The 18,400-nt window shown below is 55.2% G+C and carries 15 protein-coding genes; 13 read left to right on the top strand and 2 right to left on the bottom strand.

Features of this window, described 5'->3' with window-relative positions:
• Positions 1-40 precede the first annotated feature (40 nt).
• Complete coding sequence (locus tag RMR24_RS05960; protein ID WP_310614167.1) at positions 41-415, bottom strand: c-type cytochrome; 375 nt, start codon at positions 413-415, stop codon at positions 41-43.
• Between the two features lie 154 nt (positions 416-569).
• On the opposite strand from RMR24_RS05960, the gene mnmG reads away from it, so the two are divergent.
• The 8 genes from mnmG to RMR24_RS05920 are packed head-to-tail and all read left to right on the top strand — an operon-like array spanning position 570 to position 9,781.
• Positions 570-2,609 (top strand): tRNA uridine-5-carboxymethylaminomethyl(34) synthesis enzyme MnmG, encoded by a 2,040-nt coding sequence (mnmG, locus tag RMR24_RS05955; RefSeq protein ID WP_310614166.1) that lies wholly within the window; start codon positions 570-572, stop codon positions 2,607-2,609.
• Entirely contained in the window at positions 2,609-3,319 is a 711-nt protein-coding gene (rsmG, locus tag RMR24_RS05950) for a 16S rRNA (guanine(527)-N(7))-methyltransferase RsmG (RefSeq protein WP_310614165.1), read from the top strand. Before mnmG ends, rsmG begins: the two co-directional genes overlap by 1 nt.
• Positions 3,320-3,349: 30 nt before the next feature.
• Positions 3,350-3,961 carry a LysE family transporter gene (locus RMR24_RS05945; protein ID WP_310614164.1) on the top strand — a complete coding sequence of 204 codons (612 nt, stop codon included), beginning with the start codon at positions 3,350-3,352 and terminating at the stop codon, positions 3,959-3,961.
• A gap of 30 nt (positions 3,962-3,991) precedes the next feature.
• Entirely contained in the window at positions 3,992-4,789 is a 798-nt protein-coding gene (locus RMR24_RS05940; RefSeq protein WP_310614163.1) for an AAA family ATPase, read from the top strand.
• Positions 4,790-4,797: 8 nt separating this feature from the next.
• Positions 4,798-5,349: an alpha/beta hydrolase gene (locus tag RMR24_RS05935; RefSeq protein WP_310614162.1), complete on the top strand. Its 552-nt coding sequence runs from the start codon at positions 4,798-4,800 to the stop codon at positions 5,347-5,349.
• On the top strand, positions 5,339-6,259 hold the full coding sequence (locus RMR24_RS05930) for a ParB/RepB/Spo0J family partition protein (protein ID WP_310614161.1): 921 nt from the start codon (positions 5,339-5,341) through the stop codon (positions 6,257-6,259). Before RMR24_RS05935 ends, RMR24_RS05930 begins: the two co-directional genes overlap by 11 nt.
• A 7-nt stretch (positions 6,260-6,266) precedes the next feature.
• A complete protein-coding gene (locus RMR24_RS05925) occupies positions 6,267-8,021 on the top strand; it encodes an ATP-binding protein (RefSeq protein WP_310614160.1) in 1,755 nt (584 codons plus the stop codon).
• Between the two features lie 8 nt (positions 8,022-8,029).
• Complete coding sequence (locus RMR24_RS05920; protein ID WP_310614159.1) at positions 8,030-9,781, top strand: ATP-binding protein; 1,752 nt, start codon at positions 8,030-8,032, stop codon at positions 9,779-9,781.
• On the opposite strand, the gene RMR24_RS05915 is transcribed toward RMR24_RS05920, so the two are convergent.
• A complete protein-coding gene (locus RMR24_RS05915; RefSeq protein ID WP_310614158.1) occupies positions 9,750-11,177 on the bottom strand; it encodes an FAD-linked oxidase C-terminal domain-containing protein in 1,428 nt (475 codons plus the stop codon). The genes RMR24_RS05920 and RMR24_RS05915 overlap by 32 nt on opposite strands.
• A 105-nt stretch (positions 11,178-11,282) precedes the next feature.
• Here RMR24_RS05915 and RMR24_RS05910 point away from each other — a divergent pair, with 105 nt between their 5' ends.
• The 5 genes from RMR24_RS05910 to RMR24_RS05890 all read left to right on the top strand — a co-directional run bounded on the left by RMR24_RS05910 (position 11,283) and on the right by RMR24_RS05890 (position 18,398).
• On the top strand, positions 11,283-11,861 hold the full coding sequence (locus tag RMR24_RS05910) for a cob(I)yrinic acid a,c-diamide adenosyltransferase (protein ID WP_310614157.1): 579 nt from the start codon (positions 11,283-11,285) through the stop codon (positions 11,859-11,861).
• 194 nt (positions 11,862-12,055) lie between these two features.
• A complete protein-coding gene (locus RMR24_RS05905) occupies positions 12,056-13,348 on the top strand; it encodes a TolC family protein (protein WP_310614156.1) in 1,293 nt (430 codons plus the stop codon).
• Between the two features lie 3 nt (positions 13,349-13,351).
• Positions 13,352-15,505 (top strand): type I secretion system permease/ATPase, encoded by a 2,154-nt coding sequence (locus RMR24_RS05900; RefSeq protein ID WP_310614155.1) that lies wholly within the window; start codon positions 13,352-13,354, stop codon positions 15,503-15,505.
• The gene (locus tag RMR24_RS05895) at positions 15,502-16,782 is read left to right on the top strand and encodes an HlyD family type I secretion periplasmic adaptor subunit (RefSeq protein ID WP_310614154.1); all 1,281 of its coding nucleotides are present in this window, start codon (positions 15,502-15,504) and stop codon (positions 16,780-16,782) included. The genes RMR24_RS05900 and RMR24_RS05895 overlap by 4 nt, the downstream gene beginning before the upstream one ends.
• 59 nt (positions 16,783-16,841) lie before the next feature.
• Complete coding sequence (locus RMR24_RS05890) at positions 16,842-18,398, top strand: alkaline phosphatase D family protein (protein ID WP_310614153.1); 1,557 nt, start codon at positions 16,842-16,844, stop codon at positions 18,396-18,398.
• Positions 18,399-18,400 lie beyond the last annotated feature (2 nt).

The raw sequence follows: 18,400 nt of genomic DNA, 5'->3' as shown, positions 1-18,400 counted from the left end.
GTTGTGAGCGCGCGCTGCTGCGCATACCAGGGCGTGCGTCTTATTTCTTCACTGCGTTGCGTTTCTCGATGCGTGCGTTGATTTTCTTCAGCATGGCTTCATCGGGGTCTTGCCAGTTGGCACCCGATTGGTTGGCCATGTAGACCACGGCAGCACCAAAGTCGGCAACCGTTAATTCTGAGCGACCGCCACGTGCGGGCATGCTGCGTACCCCGTTGTAGCCGTCGGCTGTGATGTGGGCTTGGCCTTCTTTGATCAGCTTGCCCCACACCTTGGTGTCGCCCACCTTGGGCGATCCCGCCAGGCCTTGTGCGTGGCAAGAGGCACATACGGATTTGTATGTGTCTTCGCCAGAGGCGGCCCATGCGCCAGTCGTTGTCACAGCAAAGAGGAGGGCCCAAACTGTTTTGTTCATGCGTTCACCTTGTGTTTTTAATGGTCGTGATTTTGGCTTAGAAACCGCACACGCTTCATCGGCAAGATCGGCCTTGTAAAATTGTCTGCTGCTAAGCAGAGCGACGAACAGCCCCTGCGCATTTGTGCTCCTGCACATTCAAAGATTGGTTTTTATGTTGTACCCCCAAGAGTTTGATGTCATCGTTGTAGGCGGTGGTCATGCCGGCACAGAGGCTGCGCTGGCTTCTGCACGCATGGGCGCTAAAACTTTACTCTTAAGCCACAACATCGAAACCTTGGGTCAGATGAGTTGCAACCCGTCCATCGGTGGCATTGGTAAGGGCCATTTGGTCAAAGAGGTAGACGCTTTGGGTGGTGCCATGGCCTTGGCCACGGACGAGTCGGGTATTCAGTTTCGTATTCTCAACAGCTCCAAAGGCCCAGCCGTGCGAGCTACCCGCGCTCAGGCCGATCGCATTTTGTACAAAGCTGCTGTTCGCCGCATGCTCGAAAACCAACCCAACTTGTGGCTGTTTCAGCAAGCGGTGGATGACCTGATGGTGGAGGGTGATCGCGTGGTCGGCGCCTGTACGCAAGCTGGCATTCGATTCCGTAGCCGTACCGTGGTGTTGACCGCGGGCACCTTCTTAGACGGCAAGATCCATGTGGGCTTGAACAACTACGCCGGAGGCCGCGCCGGTGACCCGCCCGCAGCAAGTTTGTCAGCGCGTCTCAAAGAACTCAAGTTGCCACAGGGCCGTTTGAAAACCGGCACGCCCCCGCGCATTGACGGACGCACGATTGACTTCAGCCAATGCACCGAACAACCGGGTGACGGCGTGGCCAACCAAACCGAAACCGGCGCACGTTCGGCGGGCGTGTTGGGCGAAGTGCCTGTGTTCAGTTTCATGGGCCGCGCGTCCATGCATCCGCAACACATGCCCTGTTGGATCACCCACACCAACGAGCGCACCCACGACATCATTCGCTCCGGCTTTGACCGTAGCCCCATGTTCACCGGCAAGATTGAGGGCGTTGGCCCACGCTACTGCCCGAGCGTGGAAGACAAGATCAATCGCTTTGCTGACAAAGACAGCCACCAAATTTTCTTAGAGCCCGAAGGCTTGACTACGCACGAGTATTACCCCAACGGCATCAGCACCAGCTTGCCGTTTGACATTCAGTACGACTTGGTTCGCTCTATGAAGGGCTTGGAAAACGCCCACATCATTCGCCCAGGTTACGCCATTGAGTACGACTACTTTGACCCGCGTGAGTTGAAGCGCAGTTTTGAAACCCGAGCCATCGGCGGTTTGTTTTTTGCGGGTCAAATCAACGGCACCACCGGTTACGAAGAGGCCGCCGCTCAAGGCCTGTTCGCCGGCATCAACGCCGCATTGCAATGCCGCAGTTTGGCCGGCGCGGCCAACGACTTTGGCGGTGCATGGACGCCGGGCCGTGACCAAGCCTACTTGGGCGTGTTGGTTGATGACCTCACCACCAAGGGGGTGACCGAGCCGTACCGCATGTTTACCAGTCGAGCCGAGTTTCGTTTGCAGCTGCGCGAAGATAACGCTGATGTGCGCCTGACCGAAATTGGCCGACAAATGGGCTTGGTCGATGACGCTCGTTGGGAAGCCTTCAGCCGCAAACAAGAAGCTGTTTCACGTGAAACAGAACGCCTCAAATCTATCTGGGTCAGTCCGCGCAACTTGCCTGCCGCTGAGTCAGAGCGCGTCATGGGCAAGGCCATCGACCGCGAATACAACTTGGCTGATTTGCTTCGTCGCCCCGATGTGAGTTACCAAGGCTTGATGTCTTTGGATGGCGCCAAGTACCAAAACCAAGAGGTGACGGATGGCTTTGCGGGTGACGATGTTTCACGTGAAACAACCCGAGCCATCATCGAACAGATTGAAATCGCAGCCAAATACTCGGGTTACATCGACCGCCAGCGCGAAGAAGTGGTGCGCGCAGCGCATTACGAAAATCTCAAGTTGCCCGAGGACTTGGATTACAACCAAGTCACCGCTTTGTCGATTGAGTCGCGTCAGCGCCTGAGCCGCCAGCGCCCCGAAACGTTGGGTCAGGCCTCGCGCATGTCCGGTATCACGCCAGCGGCAATTTCTTTGTTGCTCATTCATTTGAAGCGCTCACGCGTCAAAGGCTTTGCCCAAGATGCGGCGGCCAACAATCCGGCCGAGGCTGTTTAATGCATCCGCTGTTGCCCGCTTTGCAAAAAGGCTTGAACGGTTTGGGTTTGTCTTTGGCCGATGAGCAGCAAGCCCAGTTGCTTGCCTACATGGACTTGATTGGCAAATGGACCAAGGTCTACAACTTGACAGCCGTTCGTGATGCCAACGAAATGCTCACCCATCACCTACTCGACAGTTTGGCGGTCATTGCGCCGCTGCGCCGTGAGTTGGCTAAGCTGAGTTTGCCCATCATAAGTTTTGCAGATGGGGTAACAAATGTTGAGGCGCAGGTTGCGGGAAAGTCGGCGCAAGCCAATTTCAGCCTGCTCGATGTGGGTGCGGGCGCAGGCCTACCCGGTATTGTCATTGCTATCACGTGCCCCGAAGTGTCGGTCACATGCGTGGACACGGTGGCAAAAAAAGCCGCCTTTATCCAGCAAGTGGCGGCCACACTCAAGCTGCCCAACCTCAAAGGTTTGCATGCCCGAGTTGAAAGCTTGACTCAGCCTTATGACGTGGTGTGCTCACGCGCCTTTGCTTCGCTGATCGATTTCACTACGTGGTCCAAATCCGCCTTGTCCAGCCACGGCGTGTGGATGGCGATGAAGGGCAAGCACCCAGACCAAGAGCTGGCGGTATTGCCCGAAAGCGTCAAAGTGTTTCACGTGGAACAGCTTCAAGTGCCAGGCCTGGACGCCGAGCGCTGCATCATTTGGATGCGCGGTTAAACTTCCCTCAGTTTTACATCTGAGTCATCTATGTTCGGTATCGCGGACTACGGCGCTTTCGTCGTGGCCATCATTGTCTTTTTGGCCATTCCCGGCCCCGGTAACTTGGCCTTGCTCACCGCAACAGGCAAGGGTGGGGTGCGTGCGGGCATGGCTGCCACGCTGGGTGTGATTGGCGGTGACCAAGTGCTGTTGTGGTTAGCCGTGGCTGGTTTGTCTGCGGTGTTAATTAACTATCCAAGCTTATACAGCTCGGTCAAATGGGCGGGCGCCGCTTATTTGATTGGTTTGGGTTATTCCTTGTTCAATGCCAAACCGGGCGACGCGCCAGTGCTGGACATGAAGCCCGACCATTACTTTCGTCAAGGTTTGTTCATTACCGTGCTCAATCCCAAAGCGATTGTGTTTTACATGGCGTTCTTTCCCTTGTTTGTCGATCCAAAGATTCACATGGGCTTGATCACATTTGGGTTCATGGCGCTGACCATTGCAGCGTTGACTTTTGTCTATGGTTTGGTTGTCGTCATGTTGGCCCACCACTTGGCTGAGCGTGTGCGCGCCAACCCGCTGGCTACCGTCATGCTCAACAAAGTTGCGGGTGCTTTGCTGATTGGTTTTGGTCTGAAACTGGCCTTGTTTTAATTATTTTTCCGTCTCTTTCGAAAGCTCTGTATGGCCCAAATTTTCTGCGTAGCCAACCAAAAAGGTGGTGTTGGCAAGACCACCACCACCGTCAACTTGGCGGCTGGCTTGGCGTTTGTGGGTCAGCGTGTGTTGATGGTTGACCTCGACCCGCAGGGCAATGCCACCATGAGCTCGGGTGTCGACAAGCGCGAGATGGAGCTTTCGGTGTATGACGTATTGCTAGAAGAAGCCACCATTGCCGAGGCACGCATTCGCAGCAACTGGGGTACTGATGGCGTGCGCGCCAAAATTCCTACCTATGACGTGTTGGGGGCTAATCGCGACTTGGCAGGAGCCGAGGTTGAGCTCGTGTCTTTAGAGCGCCGCGAAAACCGCCTCAAGCAAGCCTTGGCTGCGGTGGACGCCGAGTACGACTTTGTGCTTATAGATTGCCCCCCGTCCTTGTCCATGCTCACGCTCAATGGCTTGTGTTCTGCACACGGTGTCATCGTGCCCATGCAATGTGAATATTTTGCGTTGGAAGGTCTGACCGACTTGGTCAACACCATCAAGCAAGTGCACGCCAACCTCAACCGTGACCTCAAAATTATTGGCCTGTTGCGCGTCATGTTTGACCCGCGCATCACCTTGCAGCAGCAAGTGAGCGAGCAGCTCAAAGACCACTTTGGTGACAAAGTGTTTGCTGCCGTCATTCCCCGCAACGTGCGTTTGGCCGAAGCGCCCAGCTACGGTTTGCCAGGTGTGGTGTTTGACCCATCGGCCAAGGGCAGTCACGCCTTTGTGGACTTTGCGCAGGAAATGGTCGAGCGCGTCAAAACGCTTTAAGCCCCCACGTGACTCCCACCGTTCTCATTCTTCCTGGTTGGCATAACAGCGACCCTGGCCACTGGCAAAGCCTGTGGCAGAACGCGCACGACTTCACCCGGGTCGAGCAGCACAACTGGGATTTCCCACTGCGCGGCGACTGGATGATGCAACTTGAAGAGGCGGTACTGACACACCCAAGCGTTGTGTTGGTGGCACACAGTTTAAGTTGCGTGTTGGTGGCCGCCTGGGCCGCTCATTCACAGCATGTACACAAAGTCAAAGGCGCTTTGCTGGTGGCCCCCGCCGATGTCGAGCGCCCCGAAATGCAACATTTGCTGCACAGCTGGAGCCCCATCGTGCGTGCGCGTTTGCCGTTTCAAAGCATCACAGCGGTCAGCCGCAATGACCCTTATTGCACCCTCATGCGCGCCAGTGTGTTGGCTCACGCCTGGGGCTCACGCTTGGTCGATTGCGGCATGAGCGGTCACATCAACACCGATTCACGCCTGGGCGATTGGCCTGAAGGCTTTGCCTTGTTACAAGATTTATTGAAAGAAGAAGCACATCATGGTCACTAAAAAAACAAAAGGTCTAGGCCGTGGTTTGGAGGCCTTGCTCGGCCCCAAAGTCGACGACAGCATTGCCGCACAAAATGCCGCAGCCGATGGCTTGCCCAGTACTCTGCTGTTGACACAAATGGTGCCCGGCATGTATCAGCCACGCACTCGCATGGACGAGGGCGCTTTGTATGAGCTGGCCGAAAGCATCAAGGCCCAAGGCATCATGCAGCCTATTCTTGTGCGTCAGCTCACCGATGGCCCCAACGCTGGCAAATACGAAATCATCGCCGGTGAACGCCGCAGCCGAGCTGCCAAACTTGCCGGCCTAGACACCGTGCCTGTGCTGGTGCGTAACGTACCCAACGAAGCCGCTGCGGCCATGGCGCTGATTGAAAACATCCAGCGCGAAGACCTCAACCCGCTCGAAGAAGCCCAAGGCTTGCAGCGCCTCATCAAAGAGTTTGGCCTCACGCACGAACTGGCCGCACAAGCGGTGGGCCGCTCACGCAGCGCCGCTAGCAACTTGCTGCGTTTGCTCAACTTGGCCGACCCTGTGCAGTCCATGCTCATGGCGGGGGACATCGACATGGGCCACGCCCGCGCGTTGTTGGCGCTCGACCGCGGTACGCAAATCACAGCGGCCAATCAAATCAGTGCCAAGAAAATGTCGGTGCGTGAAGCAGAGAGCTTGGTCAAAAAACTCAGCGCTGAGTTCAATCTCGTCCCGCAAAAACCTAAGAGCGAAAAGTCACGCGACATCAAACGTGTTGAGGAAGAACTCTCGGACTTGCTCACCGCACAAGTGGAAGTGCGCGTAAAAAAACGCGTCAAGCGTCATGGCAGAGTTGAGGAAATGGGTGAGCTGGCGATCCAGTTTGGTTCCATAGATGAACTCAACGGATTCATTGACAAATTGCGCAAGCACTAAATAAAGAATGCTGAAAAAGCTGCAAAACATTGTCTTGCCGCAGGGCTTTTTCAAAGGCTCTCAGCTTGAACGACGTCGCAGCTTATTGATTTACAAGCTGTTCTTGGTGGGCACCTGTTCGTTGCCGTTTTACTTTTTGCACCACCCTGACTACGACCACATTGCCAATTTAGTCGGCACCGCAGGATTCTGGGGGTTATTGGTTTTACTTTTGCAGGGTGCGCCCTATTTGTGGGTGGCTCACGGTGCCTTGTTTTGGTCTATCAGTTTTGTCGCCTATCTTGCGGCCATGACCGGTGGCATCAACTCGCCCGTCATGGTGTGGATGACGGCAGCTGTGTTGCCCGCTATTTTGTTGCTGGATCGTGCGGGTGCTTTGTTCTGGTTCATGGGTGTTTTTGTTGCCAACTTGGTGTTGTTGATCATCAGTCAATATGACTTGGTCAACAGCAATATCAACATGGCCAACGACGTCATGGCGTGGACCGTGGTCAGCAAGTTCATGGTGCTGAGCCTGGCCATGTTTGTGGTGTTCTTGACCGAACGGATGCACCGAAGCCAAGTTGCCGATATGGATCAAAGCAATGCGGAGTTAGAGCAAACACATCACGCACTTATCCGTGCGCAAGCGCACAAAGATGAATTCATCGCCTCCGTCGGTCACGAGTTGCGTACACCGATGAATGCGATTTTGGGGCTCAATGGCATCTTGCGTACTGAGCTGGCGGAACACGCCGAAGATGCGGAAGTGGTCGACCACATTCGCCGTTCGACCGAACAACTGCTGCAAGTCGTCAACGACATCTTGGACTTCTCACAACTTCAAGTTGGCCGTCTCACGCTGCAGGAAGAAAAATTTGCCCTGCACGAAACCTTGCTAGAAACGATCGCGTCTTATCGTGCCAAAGTACAAGCCAAAGGATTGACGCTGACCCTAGATGCCAGTGCCGTTCATCAAATGTGGATCAAAGGCGATCGCCGTCGACTCATTCAGGTGCTGACCTACTTGCTCGACAACGCTTTCAAATTCACGGCCGTAGGGGGCATTCATGTGCGCGCGCAAGGTGTGGGCGGTGGTGTGTTGTTTGAGGTGCAAGACACAGGCATTGGCATTGCTGTCGATCGACAAAAACAAATCTTCAATGGTTTTGAGCATGCCGACGTTCAAACCAACCGCCAATACGGTGGCACAGGCTTGGGCCTTTCCATTTGCGAGCGTTTGGTTAGCCTGCAAGGCGGCACCATCGGTGTGAGCAGTGTGCAAGGGCAGGGTGCACGGTTTTGGTTTCAGCTTCCCATGCGCAGCGTCGCGGTGCAAGAGGCGAAAGCGGCAGCAGAGATGGCGCGCATGTTGGTTGACAAAGCGCTGCAAATTTTGCTTGTCGACGACAACGCGGTGAACTTGTTGGTCGCCCGCATGATGCTGAAAAAATGTTTTCCCAAAGCCCACATTGTTGAAGTCAGCAGCGGCCCTTTGGCGCTAGACAAACTAGCCGCTCAACGTTTTGATTTGGTGTTGATGGACATGGTCATGCCTGATATGGATGGCATGCAAGCTACCCAAGCTTTGCGCCAAAACTTTTCCGCACCGGTGTGTCACACGCCAGTCCTTGCACTGACCGCCAGCGCTAATCCCGTCGACCAAGACCGTTGCCTAGCTTCAGGTATGAACGATGTGTTGCACAAACCGTTGGATGAGCAGCAACTGATTTCCAAAATTTCAAATGCGCTGGCTGTGCATGCCGCTAGAACACAGCCATGAACCCAAGCATGCTTGACCAATTCACCGCTTGGGCCGTACCGCGATTGCCCAAACGCTTTCAAGAAGGGCGCCTGCCGTATCTCTTTTTTGTGGCTTGGCTGTTGATTTTTGTCATGACCATCTTGGCCGTGATCACACCCTATCCCAATGGTGTGCCTGTACCGCTGGTGTTTGCTGCGGTCGTATTTGTGCTGATGGTCTTGTTCACCTGGGGGCTGCCTTTGCAGTGGGCGGTAAATATAGGGCTGCTTGCGGCTTTGCTGCAAGTCAGCTATGCCGCGTGGATGTCAGGTGGCATCTTCTCTCCGCGCATGGCGTGGATGACCGCTATTCCGCTCGTGCCTTTTTATGCGGTCAGTCGCTTCTCAGGTTTGGTGTGGTTGCTCATTGTGTTGCTTGATGAGGCAGTCATGACCTACATCACCTGGCATGCATGGTTGCCAGATAACCCCACGCTGGGGGCGGCTCAGATCATGTCGTCATTTGCCAGTTATACGGTGGTCACACTCATCGTCATCACTGTGCCGCTTTTGTATGACAGCTTGTTTCGTCGCGCTTACGCGGCCAGCGCCCAGCGCAATTTGGAACTGGAAGACAAGCGCAAAGAACTCTTGCGCACAGCGGCTTTGCGCGAACAATTCATTGCCACCGTCAGCCACGAATTGCGCACGCCCATGAATGCGATTTTGGGCTTCAACAACATGCTGTTGGCGCGCGTGTCAGACAATCCACAAGCGTTGAAAATTCTCAATCACACACGCCAGTCGGCAGACCACTTGCTGACCGTGATCAACGACGTGCTCGACTACTCACAGCTGCAAGCAGGCAAGATCAATGTGCAAGCCGAAACATTTGCGTTGCGCGATACCGTCAACACCGCATTTGATTTATTTGCACAGCGCGTCGAAAGCATGCATCTGAAATACCTCTGCACCATTGATGACAACGTACCGCACTGGGTGTGCGCAGACCGTCATCGTTTGATGCAAATTTTGGTGAACTTGTTGGGCAACGCCATCAAGTTCACTCACTTAGGGCATGTCACTTTGGCCGTGCGTCGTCAGCCCTTGTGCGTTCATTTTTCTGTGCGCGACACTGGCATTGGCATTCCCGAAGCGCAACAACCCAAAATCTTCCAGCGCTTTGTGCAAGCTGAAGATGACACGCAATCACGCTACGGTGGCAATGGTTTGGGCTTGTCCATCACGCAGCGCTTGGTGGAGTTGATGGGCGGGCACATTGGCTTTGAAAGCATGCCAGGGCAAGGCTCTATGTTTTGGTTCACGTTGCCACTGGTTGAGGTGGCGGCGCCAAAAGAAGAAACGCCAAAAGTAAAAATTACCTTCACCGCCACACAAACGGTGCAGCGCTTTTTGGTGGTGGATGACCACCCCATCAACCGCTTGTTGGTCCGTCAAATTCTTAAAAATAATTGGAAAAACTGTGAACTGGTCGAAGCTGAGAATGGTGTCAAAGCCTTAGAGGCATTGCGTCAACAAGACTTTGATGTGATTTTGATGGACATGGTGATGCCTGAAATGGACGGCATTGAGGCCACCACGGCGCTGCGTTCGAGCTTTGCGCAGCCGACGTGCGATACGCCAGTGTTGGGCCTGACGGCCAACGTCAACCCGATCGATTTAGAGCGCTTCGCGGCTGCGGGCGTGAATGCCGTGGTGCTGAAACCCTTTGATGCCGCCAAAGTCTGCGCTCAAGTGGTGCAGATGCTCACAGAGAAAAAATCTTGCCTGGATTCATGATGTTGTGCGGGTCTAGCGCCTGCTTGATGGTACGCATCAAGTTCACCGCACCTTCGCCGGTTTCGGCCAGCAAGAAATCCATCTTGTGCAAACCAATGCCATGCTCACCTGTGCAGGTGCCGCCCAAACTCAATGCGCGGTTCACCAGTTTGTGGTTCAGGTCTTCGGCCAACGCGTGTTCGTCTGGGTTGTTGGGGTCAATCAAATACCCCACATGAAAATTGCCATCGCCCACATGGCCTACCAAGAAGTAGGGCAGGCCAGACGCATCGGCCTCAGCAATCGAATCTAGCATCGCATCTGCCAAACGGCTGATGGGCACACAGGTGTCGGTGGTTACCGCACGGCAACCGGGCCGGCTTTGAATGGCGGCAAAGTATGCGTTGTGTCGCGCCGTCCACAAGCGGGTGCGCTCCTCGGGTGTGGTGGCCCATTCAAAGGCCACGCCGCCATATTCAGAGGCTATTTCTTGCACCGTTTCTGCTTGCTCTTTCACACCGGCGGGCGAGCCGTGAAACTCCATCAACAACAAAGGCGTTTCAGCCAAACTTAATTTGGCATAGTTGTTCACGATGCGCACCGAGCCACCGTCGAGTAGCTCTACACGCGCAATCGGCACCCCCATTTGAATGGTGGCAATCGTCGTGTGCACCGCCGCTTCAATGCTGGGGAACGAACACACCGCGGCCAATACCGCTTCGGGCAATGGGTAAATACGCAGCGTCATTTCGGTCATCACTCCCAGCGTGCCCTCGCTGCCCACAAACAGGCGCGTCAGGTCGTAGCCTGCGGCCGACTTTTTGGCGCGCGTGCCTGTGCGAATCACCTCACCACTGGCGGTCACCACCTCTAGCGTCAGCACGTTTTCACGCATCGTGCCGTAGCGCACCGCATTGGTACCACTCGCCCGCGTTGCGCACATGCCGCCGATGGACGCATCTGCGCCGGGGTCAATGGGAAAGAACAGGCCCGTACTTTTGATTTCTTCGTTCAACTGTTTGCGCGTCACGCCGGGTTGCACCGTCACCGTCAAGTCTTCGGCGTTGATGCTCAGCACTTTGTTCATTCGGCTCACATCCACGCTGATGCCGCCTTGCACCGCCAGCAAATGACCTTCTAAAGAAGAGCCCACACCAAACGGAATCACTGGCACTTTGTATTGCGCTGCCAACGTCACTGCATCTGATACATCTTGCGTGCTCTCGGCAAACACCACCGCGGCAGGCGGTGGCACATGTGTGAAGGGCGACTCATCACGGCCATGCTGCTCGCGCACCACCAACGCCGTGGAACAGTTCGTGCCAAATCGGGCTTGTAGCGCGGCAATCATTTCGGCAGGCACCTCGCGTTGTGACACAGCAGGGGTGAGGTGTTGGTGATGGGTGGGGGCGTTCATGTGGGATCTCCTGAGCAATGCCCAATTCTAAGAAGATGACCCTGTCAGCCAGAGAACGTGCGTGACAGGCAAAATAAGCCAAACCAAAACACTGAGGCAAGGCACATGGGCAATCGACTTTCACAAATCGCCACCCGCACGGGTGACGCTGGCACGACCGGCTTGGGCAACAACCAGCGCGTTTCTAAAAACAGCTTGCGCGTGCATGCCATGGGCGAGGTGGACGAACTCAACTCACACCTCGGCGTGTTGCTTTGCGAAGACATCCCTCAAGATGTGCGCGATGTGCTGGTTGACATTCAGCATCAACTCTTCAATCTCGGAGGCGAGTTGTCTATTCCTGGCTTTGAGTTGCTCAAAGACGAGGCCGTGCAAGCCCTAGATACCGCGTTGGAAACCTACAACGCCAAGTTGCCCAAACTCGAAGAATTCATCCTGCCTGCAGGCATCCGTGGCGCTGCACTTGCCCATGTGTGCCGAACCGTGGCGCGGCGTGCCGAACGCGCGGTGGTGGCCTTGGGCAACGAAGAGGCCATTGGCGAAGCGCCTCGCCAGTATCTCAACCGTTTAAGCGACCTCATGTTTGTGTTGGCTCGCGTGCTCAACCGCATGAATGGCGGAGACGATGTGTATTGGAAAAGCGAACGCATGTCGCGAAGCCAGACAGAAAATCACTCGCGCTGAAGACACGTGAGCCGCTGCAAACCCCGCCCATACGCTCGTTGGCGTATAGACGGGCGAATCGCCATCATTTACGCTAAAGGAATAAGCCCTATTTAATGTTTTCGCGATTTGTTGTTATGGATAGAAATTTAAAGAGTTCAATTGGTTTACAAGTTTTAATATTTCGAATCATATATTGATAGAAACTATCAAATATGAAAACAAAACAACAACAAATCAATTTGGTTTGCGTTGCTTCAGCCATGCTGGTTTTTGGCTTGCAAGCTCAGGCGCAGTCATTCACAGACGTGGTTCAAAACGCATTGGCCATGTATCCCAGCATGCTGGCGGCTAAGGCCAAGACCGATGCGCAGCGCTCAGACATTGACCGTGCCCGTGCCGCGCACATGCCCCAAGTCAGCTACGGCTTGGCGCGCAGCCAATATGCCAACAGCAATTTGCCCGCATCTATTAAGCCCAAGACAAGCACACCGTCGGTACGCTTGAATGTTTGGTCAGGCGGCCGCATTGAGTCCGATGCGCGTAAGGCCGAGGCTTTGACGCAAAGCAGCGAGTTTCAAGAGGCGCTCACCCGCGACGACGTGGCCTTGTTGGCAGCCGAGGCTTATATCAACTGGGCCCGTGCGCTGGAAATGTTCGAGTTGGCTTCTAAGAACCTAGATTCACATCGCATCACCTTAGATGACATTCAAAAGATTGTGAATGTCGACACAGGCCGCCGCATCGATTTAGAGCAAGCCCAAGTGCGCATGGACAACGCCTCGTTGGTCAAATTGCAACGACAAACCGAACTGCATCAAGCTCGCCAGCGCCTGAGCCGTTTTTGGCAAGGCACACTGCCAGCCAAGCCCAATGGTTTGCAAGAAACAACCCATTCTGGGGGCCGCTTAGGGCAAGTGCCTCAAAGCATAGAGCAGGTGATGGACGGTGTGTCGGATGAGCTGCCCTCTATTGCGCTACAAAAATATCAAGTCGAAGCCGCAGAGGCGGCGGTGAGTTTGGCCAGGGGGCAGTACTGGCCAACCGTTGATTTAACGGCGACGCGTCAACTCAATCCCATCACCTCTGGTTCTATAACAACGTACAAAGAAGATACCTTTACACAGTTGCAACTGAACATGCCACTCTACAGTGGGGGAGCTACCTCGGCCGGGGTGCGAACAGCAGTCAGTCAACTCACGACGGCACAAAATAGTTTAGAAGAAACACGCTTATTGGCCCGCGAAAAAGCGAGTGTGGCATATCAAGAGTGTGTCAACGCCCAAGGGCGAGCTGTTCAAGGCGAAAGCCAAGCCCGCGTGGGCGACAAGGTGGTCGAAGGCTATCGCCAGCAGTTCCGTTTGGCGCGTCGCCAACTCTTGGATTTACTCAACATTCAAGCCGAGGCGTTTGGTTACCAAAGCGCTGCAAAAACGGCGCAATATGACGAATACATTGCCCGCGCCCGTCTGTTGGCCGCGATGGGTGATTTGGCCAAAAGGTTTTAAGCGATGAGAGCTCTTGAACAAGCGGATGGTTCCGCGGACGCACTGTTGGTGTGTCTGGCCTTGGTGGCCAAGCAATTGGGCCAACCGTTGCATGTGCCGGCGATGCGACAAGGCTTTGCGTTAGATGATGCAGGGCGTATTCCTTTAGAGGCTTATCCAGATTTGGCGCACCAGCATGGTTTGTTGGCCGGCTGGTCAAGGAAAAAATTGTCCGATATCCCAAGCTATGTGATGCCCGTACTGGTGTCGCTGGTGGATGGCCGCGCTTGCGTGTTGCGCGCGATCGAGGGCAGCACCGCAGTGGTTCGGTGGGCAGAGTCGGGTGCGCAAGATGACCGTGTGTCGCTTGAACAATTGCAAGGTTTGTCACGCGAAGAAATTCTGATTGTGAAGTTGCCGCCTAAACGCAACGACCAAACTTTGGCGCCTATGCAAGGCGCGGCGTTCAGTTGGTTTTGGGGCACGCTGTGGCGCTTCCGTCACTTTTACGTCGAGTCCATGATTGCCACGGTGGTGGCCAACATCCTCACACTGGCAAGCGTCTTTTTCACCATGAACGTGTATGACCGCGTGGTGCCCACACAAGCCTATGCGTCGTTGTGGACCTTGGCTATTGGTACGTCGGTGGCCATTGTGATGGAGTTCATCATGCGTTGGCTCAAAGCGCGCTTGGTGGACTTGGGCGGTAAAAAAGCCGATCTCGCTATCAACGCCACGTTGTTGCGCGAGGTGATGGGCATTCGCCTTGAAAACCGCCCGCAATCGGTGGGCATCTTTGCCAGTTCCATGCGTGACTTTGAGTCATTGCGCGATTTTTTCTCTTCCGCTTCGTTGGTCGTTTTGGCTGACATGCCATTCGTCTTGATGTATCTGTTGCTGATTGTCCTGGTCAGTGGGCCGTTGGCGTGGATTCCTGGTTTGGCTGTGCCTATCTTGGTGTTGCAGGGCTTGTGGGCACAAAAGCCTCTCATGAAAGCGATGCGCGCCAACATGAAAGAAGCGGGCGACAAGCAAAGCGTGCTGGTTGAGTCCGTGTTGAATTTAGAGCTGCTGAAAGCGCATAACGCTGAAAATTATTTGCAACGACGCTGGGAAGCGTCTAACAAAGCAGGCTCAGACTCATACAAAGAAATTCGCTCAATTACCAACTGGATCATGGGATGCACCACGGCCGTGACGCAATTGGTGACCGTGATCATGGTGGTGGCCGGCGTGTACATGATTCATGCAAACCAGCTGACCTTGGGCGGTTTGATCGCCTCTGTTATTTTGGCTGGCCGCGCGTTGGGCCCATTGGGTGCGGTGATGTCACTGGCTTCGCGTTATCAACAAGCAGTGTCATCGCTCGAAACCTTAGATGGTTTGTTAAAGCGGCCACGCGACCGTGTGGCCGGGCGCACCTACGTGGTGCCTGAGCACATCGCGGGTGGCCTAGAAGCGCAAGCGGTGGACTTTGGTTACCCCGGCGAGCACGCCATTGCGGTGATCAAGCGCCTGTCGATCAAGGTTGAACCAGGCCAGCACGTGGCTCTGTTGGGACGCGTGGGCAGCGGCAAAAGCACGCTGCTGCGTTTGATGGCGGGCTTGTACACACCGCAGGGTGGCAGCGTTCGTCTTGATGGTGTGGAGATGCAGCAAATCGAACCCGCCGAGGTGCGCAGCTGCATGGGCTACGTGGGCCAAGAGTCCCAGCTGTTCATGGGTACGTTGCGCGAGAACATGGTGCTGTCCGAGACATGGATCAGCGACACCAAGATCATGGATGTGCTCAGAACTTTGAACCTGTATGAGATGGTTGCAGCACACCCGCGTGGCTTAGACATGCCCATCACCGAAGCTGGCGGTGGTTTGTCTGGCGGCCAGCGTCAGCTGTTGTCTATCGCGCGCATGATGCTGCGCGACCCACAGTTGGTGTTCATGGACGAGCCAACAGCCAACATGGACGGCAACACCGAAGCGCATGTGATTGCCGTGCTCACAGAGTGGCTCAAGGGCCGGACCTTGATGATGTCAACGCATCGCCCCCAGCTGCTGGAGTGGGCTGATGTGGTGGCGGTGATTGAAGCGGGTCAATGCGTGATGCTCGGACCCAAGCAAGAAATGATTGACAAGTTGTCGCGTGGCATCGACGTGAAGGTGGCCGGAGCACAAGCATGAATGAAAAAGAAACGTCTTACTGGGCGAAGGCCCATGTGGTGTGCGCCAGATGGGCTGAACTGTGGCAAGACGACAAAAAAGCAGCAGGGTTTGGTGTGCGCACCGTCGAAGACGATGAGCGCAAAGCCAGCCGAATCTTGGTGTGGTCTACAGCCGCCACTTTGTTTTTTGGATTGATTTGGGCTGGGTTTTTCAGCTTGGATGAAATCACGCGAGGTCAGGGAAAAATTATTCCCTCCAGCCGTGAACAAATCATTCAAAGTTTGGACTCAGGTGTGTTGCGGGAAATGCTGGTTCGCGAAGGCGACGTGGTGGAAAAAGACCAAGTGTTACTGCAAATGGACGATGCACGCTCAGGCGCTGGCTACCGCGAGGCGAATGAAAAGTACTTGTCATTGTTGGCCATTGCTGCGCGTTTGCGTGCCGAGTCCAGCGACTCAGCGCTGCAATTTCCGCCGCAACTAAAAGATGAGCCTCAACTCGTGACGCAAGAAACGCAGGCCTACCAAGCGCGAAAAAAGGCATTGATGGAGTCGTTGGCAGCCTTGGACGCTTCGTTGGCTGCGATCACCCGTGAGATCACGCTGACGGCGCCTTTGGTCAAGGGTGGTGTGATGTCTGAGGTGGAGTTGTTGCGCTTGAAGCGTCAACAAGCCGACCTGATGGGCCAACGTGCTGAACGTAAAAATCGCTACATCACCGATGCCAATACTGAGTTGACACGTGTGTCCTCCGAGTTGTCGCAAACCAAAGAAAACGCGTCAGCGCGTGAAGATGCTTATTTGCACACCACCATCAAATCACCCATGAAGGGCGTTGTGAAAAATGTGCAAGTCACCACCTTGGGTGGCGTGATTCAAGCGGGACAGCCGATTTTGGAAATTGTGCCGACCGAAGACGAAATGATGGTCGAAGCCTACGTGAAACCATCCGAGGTCGCCTTCTTGAAGGTGGGTCAAAAAGCGGTGGTCAAGTTGTCGTCGTACGACTTCAACAAATACGGCGGTTTGGATGGCGAGTTGGAGCATCTAAGCCCAGACACGCTGAAGGACGAACGTCAGCAACGCAAACCAGGCGCAAACCCCGCAGACATGGAAGAAGGTTATTACCGCATCATGGTGCGTATCAAGGACCCCAACCTGGTGCGCAAGGGCATGAAGATAGAGCCAACACCTGGCATGACAGCCACGGTTGAAATTCGTACGGGTCAAAAGACCGTGCTTGAATACCTGTTCCGACCCTTGCAAAACGTGTCCCAAGCGCTGCGCGAGCGTTAAGTCTGGAGGCCTCAGATGTTGGGCGATTAACATGATCGCCTCCACCAGTGAGCCCATCCATGCAACGACGCGAATTTAACCAACATCTGCAACGCAGCGCCATCGCTTTGGCGCTGGCTCCATGGCTGCGTGCAGTCGCAGCGCCGGCAGACAAGCCGCGCGTTTGGCGCAGCAACCCTTTTGCATTGGGCGTGGCCAGTGGCAGACCCCGTGCCGATTCGGTGGTGTTGTGGACACGTTTGCTCTTTGGTGAGGAAGACCGCGCCACAGGCGCCGAAGCCTTGCGTGTGAAGGTGGAGGTGTTTGCCGATGCTGCGCTGAAACGCCGCGTGCAAAAAACGGAAATCATGACCGACGACGCGCGCGGTCACAGCGTGCATGTGCACTTGCAAAATTTGCAGCCTAGTACCGATTATTGGTACCGCTTCACCCAAGGCGATGCATGCAGCACCGTGGGCCACACGCGCACGGCACCCGCGCTGAATGCCGATGTGCGTCAACTGCGCATCGCGCTCTCGTCGTGCCAGCATTACGAGCAAGGGCAGTTCACCGCGCACGCCGAGATTGCCAAACAAGCACTCGATTTTGTGTTGTTCATGGGCGACTACATCTATGAAAGTAGCAACTCGCAATACGCCATTCGCAAACACAGCGGTGAAGAGCCCAAAACATTGCCGCAGTACCGTGAGCGTTACGAACAATACAAGCGTGACCCGATGTTGCAGGCCGCGCATGCCGCACATCCATGGGTGTTGATGTGGGACGACCACGAAGTGGTCAACGACTATGCCAACGACATGGATCGCAATTACTCCGACCCGCAGCAGTTTTTGTTGCGCCGCGCGGCAGCGTACCAAGCGTATTTTGAACACCAACCCGTGTTGCTTGGGCCTGATGCGAACAACCCGGCCAACATGCATTTGTATGACCAACTCAGCTGGGGCAAGTTGGCCGATGTGTGGACGCTCGATTGCCGCCAATACCGCAGCGCTCAAGCCTGCCGAGACCCCGTGCGCGGCGGTGGCCGTATGGTGATGCAGTGCGATGAGCTCAACGACCCCGCGCGCACCATGCTGGGTGCAACGCAAGAGCGGTGGCTCGGCGACAGCTTGAGTCAATCCAAACGTCAATGGAAACTGGTGGCCCAAGCCACACAAATTAGCCCCACCAATGTGCCTGCGCCCGTGGGTCGCAGCTATTGGAACGAGGCGTGGGACGGCTACCCCGAGGCGCGCAAACGCCTGTTGCAAACAGTGGTCGATGCCAAGCTGAACAACGTGGTCACCCTAGGCGGTGATGTGCACTGCAATGTGGCGGCCAATTTGCGGCTAGAGCCAAACAACCCACAGTCGCCCATTGTGGCCAGCGAGTTTGTGACCACCTCCATCACCTCACGCGGTTTGGGCGACAAGCCTGCGGCGGTGATTCGCGAGAGCAACCCCGACTTGCTGCATTACCGTTCCGATGAACGGGGCTTCAGCTTGATCACCGTCACACCCAAAGAAGTGCGCTGTGACTTTAGAACCACCAAGTTTCCAGCGGGCGTAGAGACCGGTTTTAAAACGCAGGCCAGTTATAGGGTGAAGAGCGGCAAGCCAGGGCCGCAAGCGGTTTAACG

This window comes from Limnohabitans sp., from assembly GCF_031539105.1.
Classification (GTDB): domain Bacteria; phylum Pseudomonadota; class Gammaproteobacteria; order Burkholderiales; family Burkholderiaceae_C; genus Limnohabitans.
This window is presented reverse-complemented; position numbering and strand designations above follow the sequence as displayed.

What these genes read in the sequence shown, in the direction of transcription:
- RMR24_RS05960 (WP_310614167.1), bottom strand. Translation starts at nt 415, where the DNA reads ATGAACAAAACAGTTTGGGCCCTCCTCTTTGCTGTGACAACGACTGGC.
- mnmG (WP_310614166.1), top strand. Translation starts at nt 570, where the DNA reads ATGTTGTACCCCCAAGAGTTTGATGTCATCGTTGTAGGCGGTGGTCAT.
- rsmG (WP_310614165.1), top strand. Translation starts at nt 2,609, where the DNA reads ATGCATCCGCTGTTGCCCGCTTTGCAAAAAGGCTTGAACGGTTTGGGT.
- RMR24_RS05945 (WP_310614164.1), top strand. Translation starts at nt 3,350, where the DNA reads ATGTTCGGTATCGCGGACTACGGCGCTTTCGTCGTGGCCATCATTGTC.
- RMR24_RS05940 (WP_310614163.1), top strand. Translation starts at nt 3,992, where the DNA reads ATGGCCCAAATTTTCTGCGTAGCCAACCAAAAAGGTGGTGTTGGCAAG.
- RMR24_RS05930 (WP_310614161.1), top strand. Translation starts at nt 5,339, where the DNA reads ATGGTCACTAAAAAAACAAAAGGTCTAGGCCGTGGTTTGGAGGCCTTG.
- RMR24_RS05925 (WP_310614160.1), top strand. Translation starts at nt 6,267, where the DNA reads ATGCTGAAAAAGCTGCAAAACATTGTCTTGCCGCAGGGCTTTTTCAAA.
- RMR24_RS05920 (WP_310614159.1), top strand. Translation starts at nt 8,030, where the DNA reads ATGCTTGACCAATTCACCGCTTGGGCCGTACCGCGATTGCCCAAACGC.
- RMR24_RS05915 (WP_310614158.1), bottom strand. Translation starts at nt 11,177, where the DNA reads ATGAACGCCCCCACCCATCACCAACACCTCACCCCTGCTGTGTCACAA.
- RMR24_RS05910 (WP_310614157.1), top strand. Translation starts at nt 11,283, where the DNA reads ATGGGCAATCGACTTTCACAAATCGCCACCCGCACGGGTGACGCTGGC.
- RMR24_RS05905 (WP_310614156.1), top strand. Translation starts at nt 12,056, where the DNA reads ATGAAAACAAAACAACAACAAATCAATTTGGTTTGCGTTGCTTCAGCC.
- RMR24_RS05900 (WP_310614155.1), top strand. Translation starts at nt 13,352, where the DNA reads ATGAGAGCTCTTGAACAAGCGGATGGTTCCGCGGACGCACTGTTGGTG.
- RMR24_RS05895 (WP_310614154.1), top strand. Translation starts at nt 15,502, where the DNA reads ATGAATGAAAAAGAAACGTCTTACTGGGCGAAGGCCCATGTGGTGTGC.
- RMR24_RS05890 (WP_310614153.1), top strand. Translation starts at nt 16,842, where the DNA reads ATGCAACGACGCGAATTTAACCAACATCTGCAACGCAGCGCCATCGCT.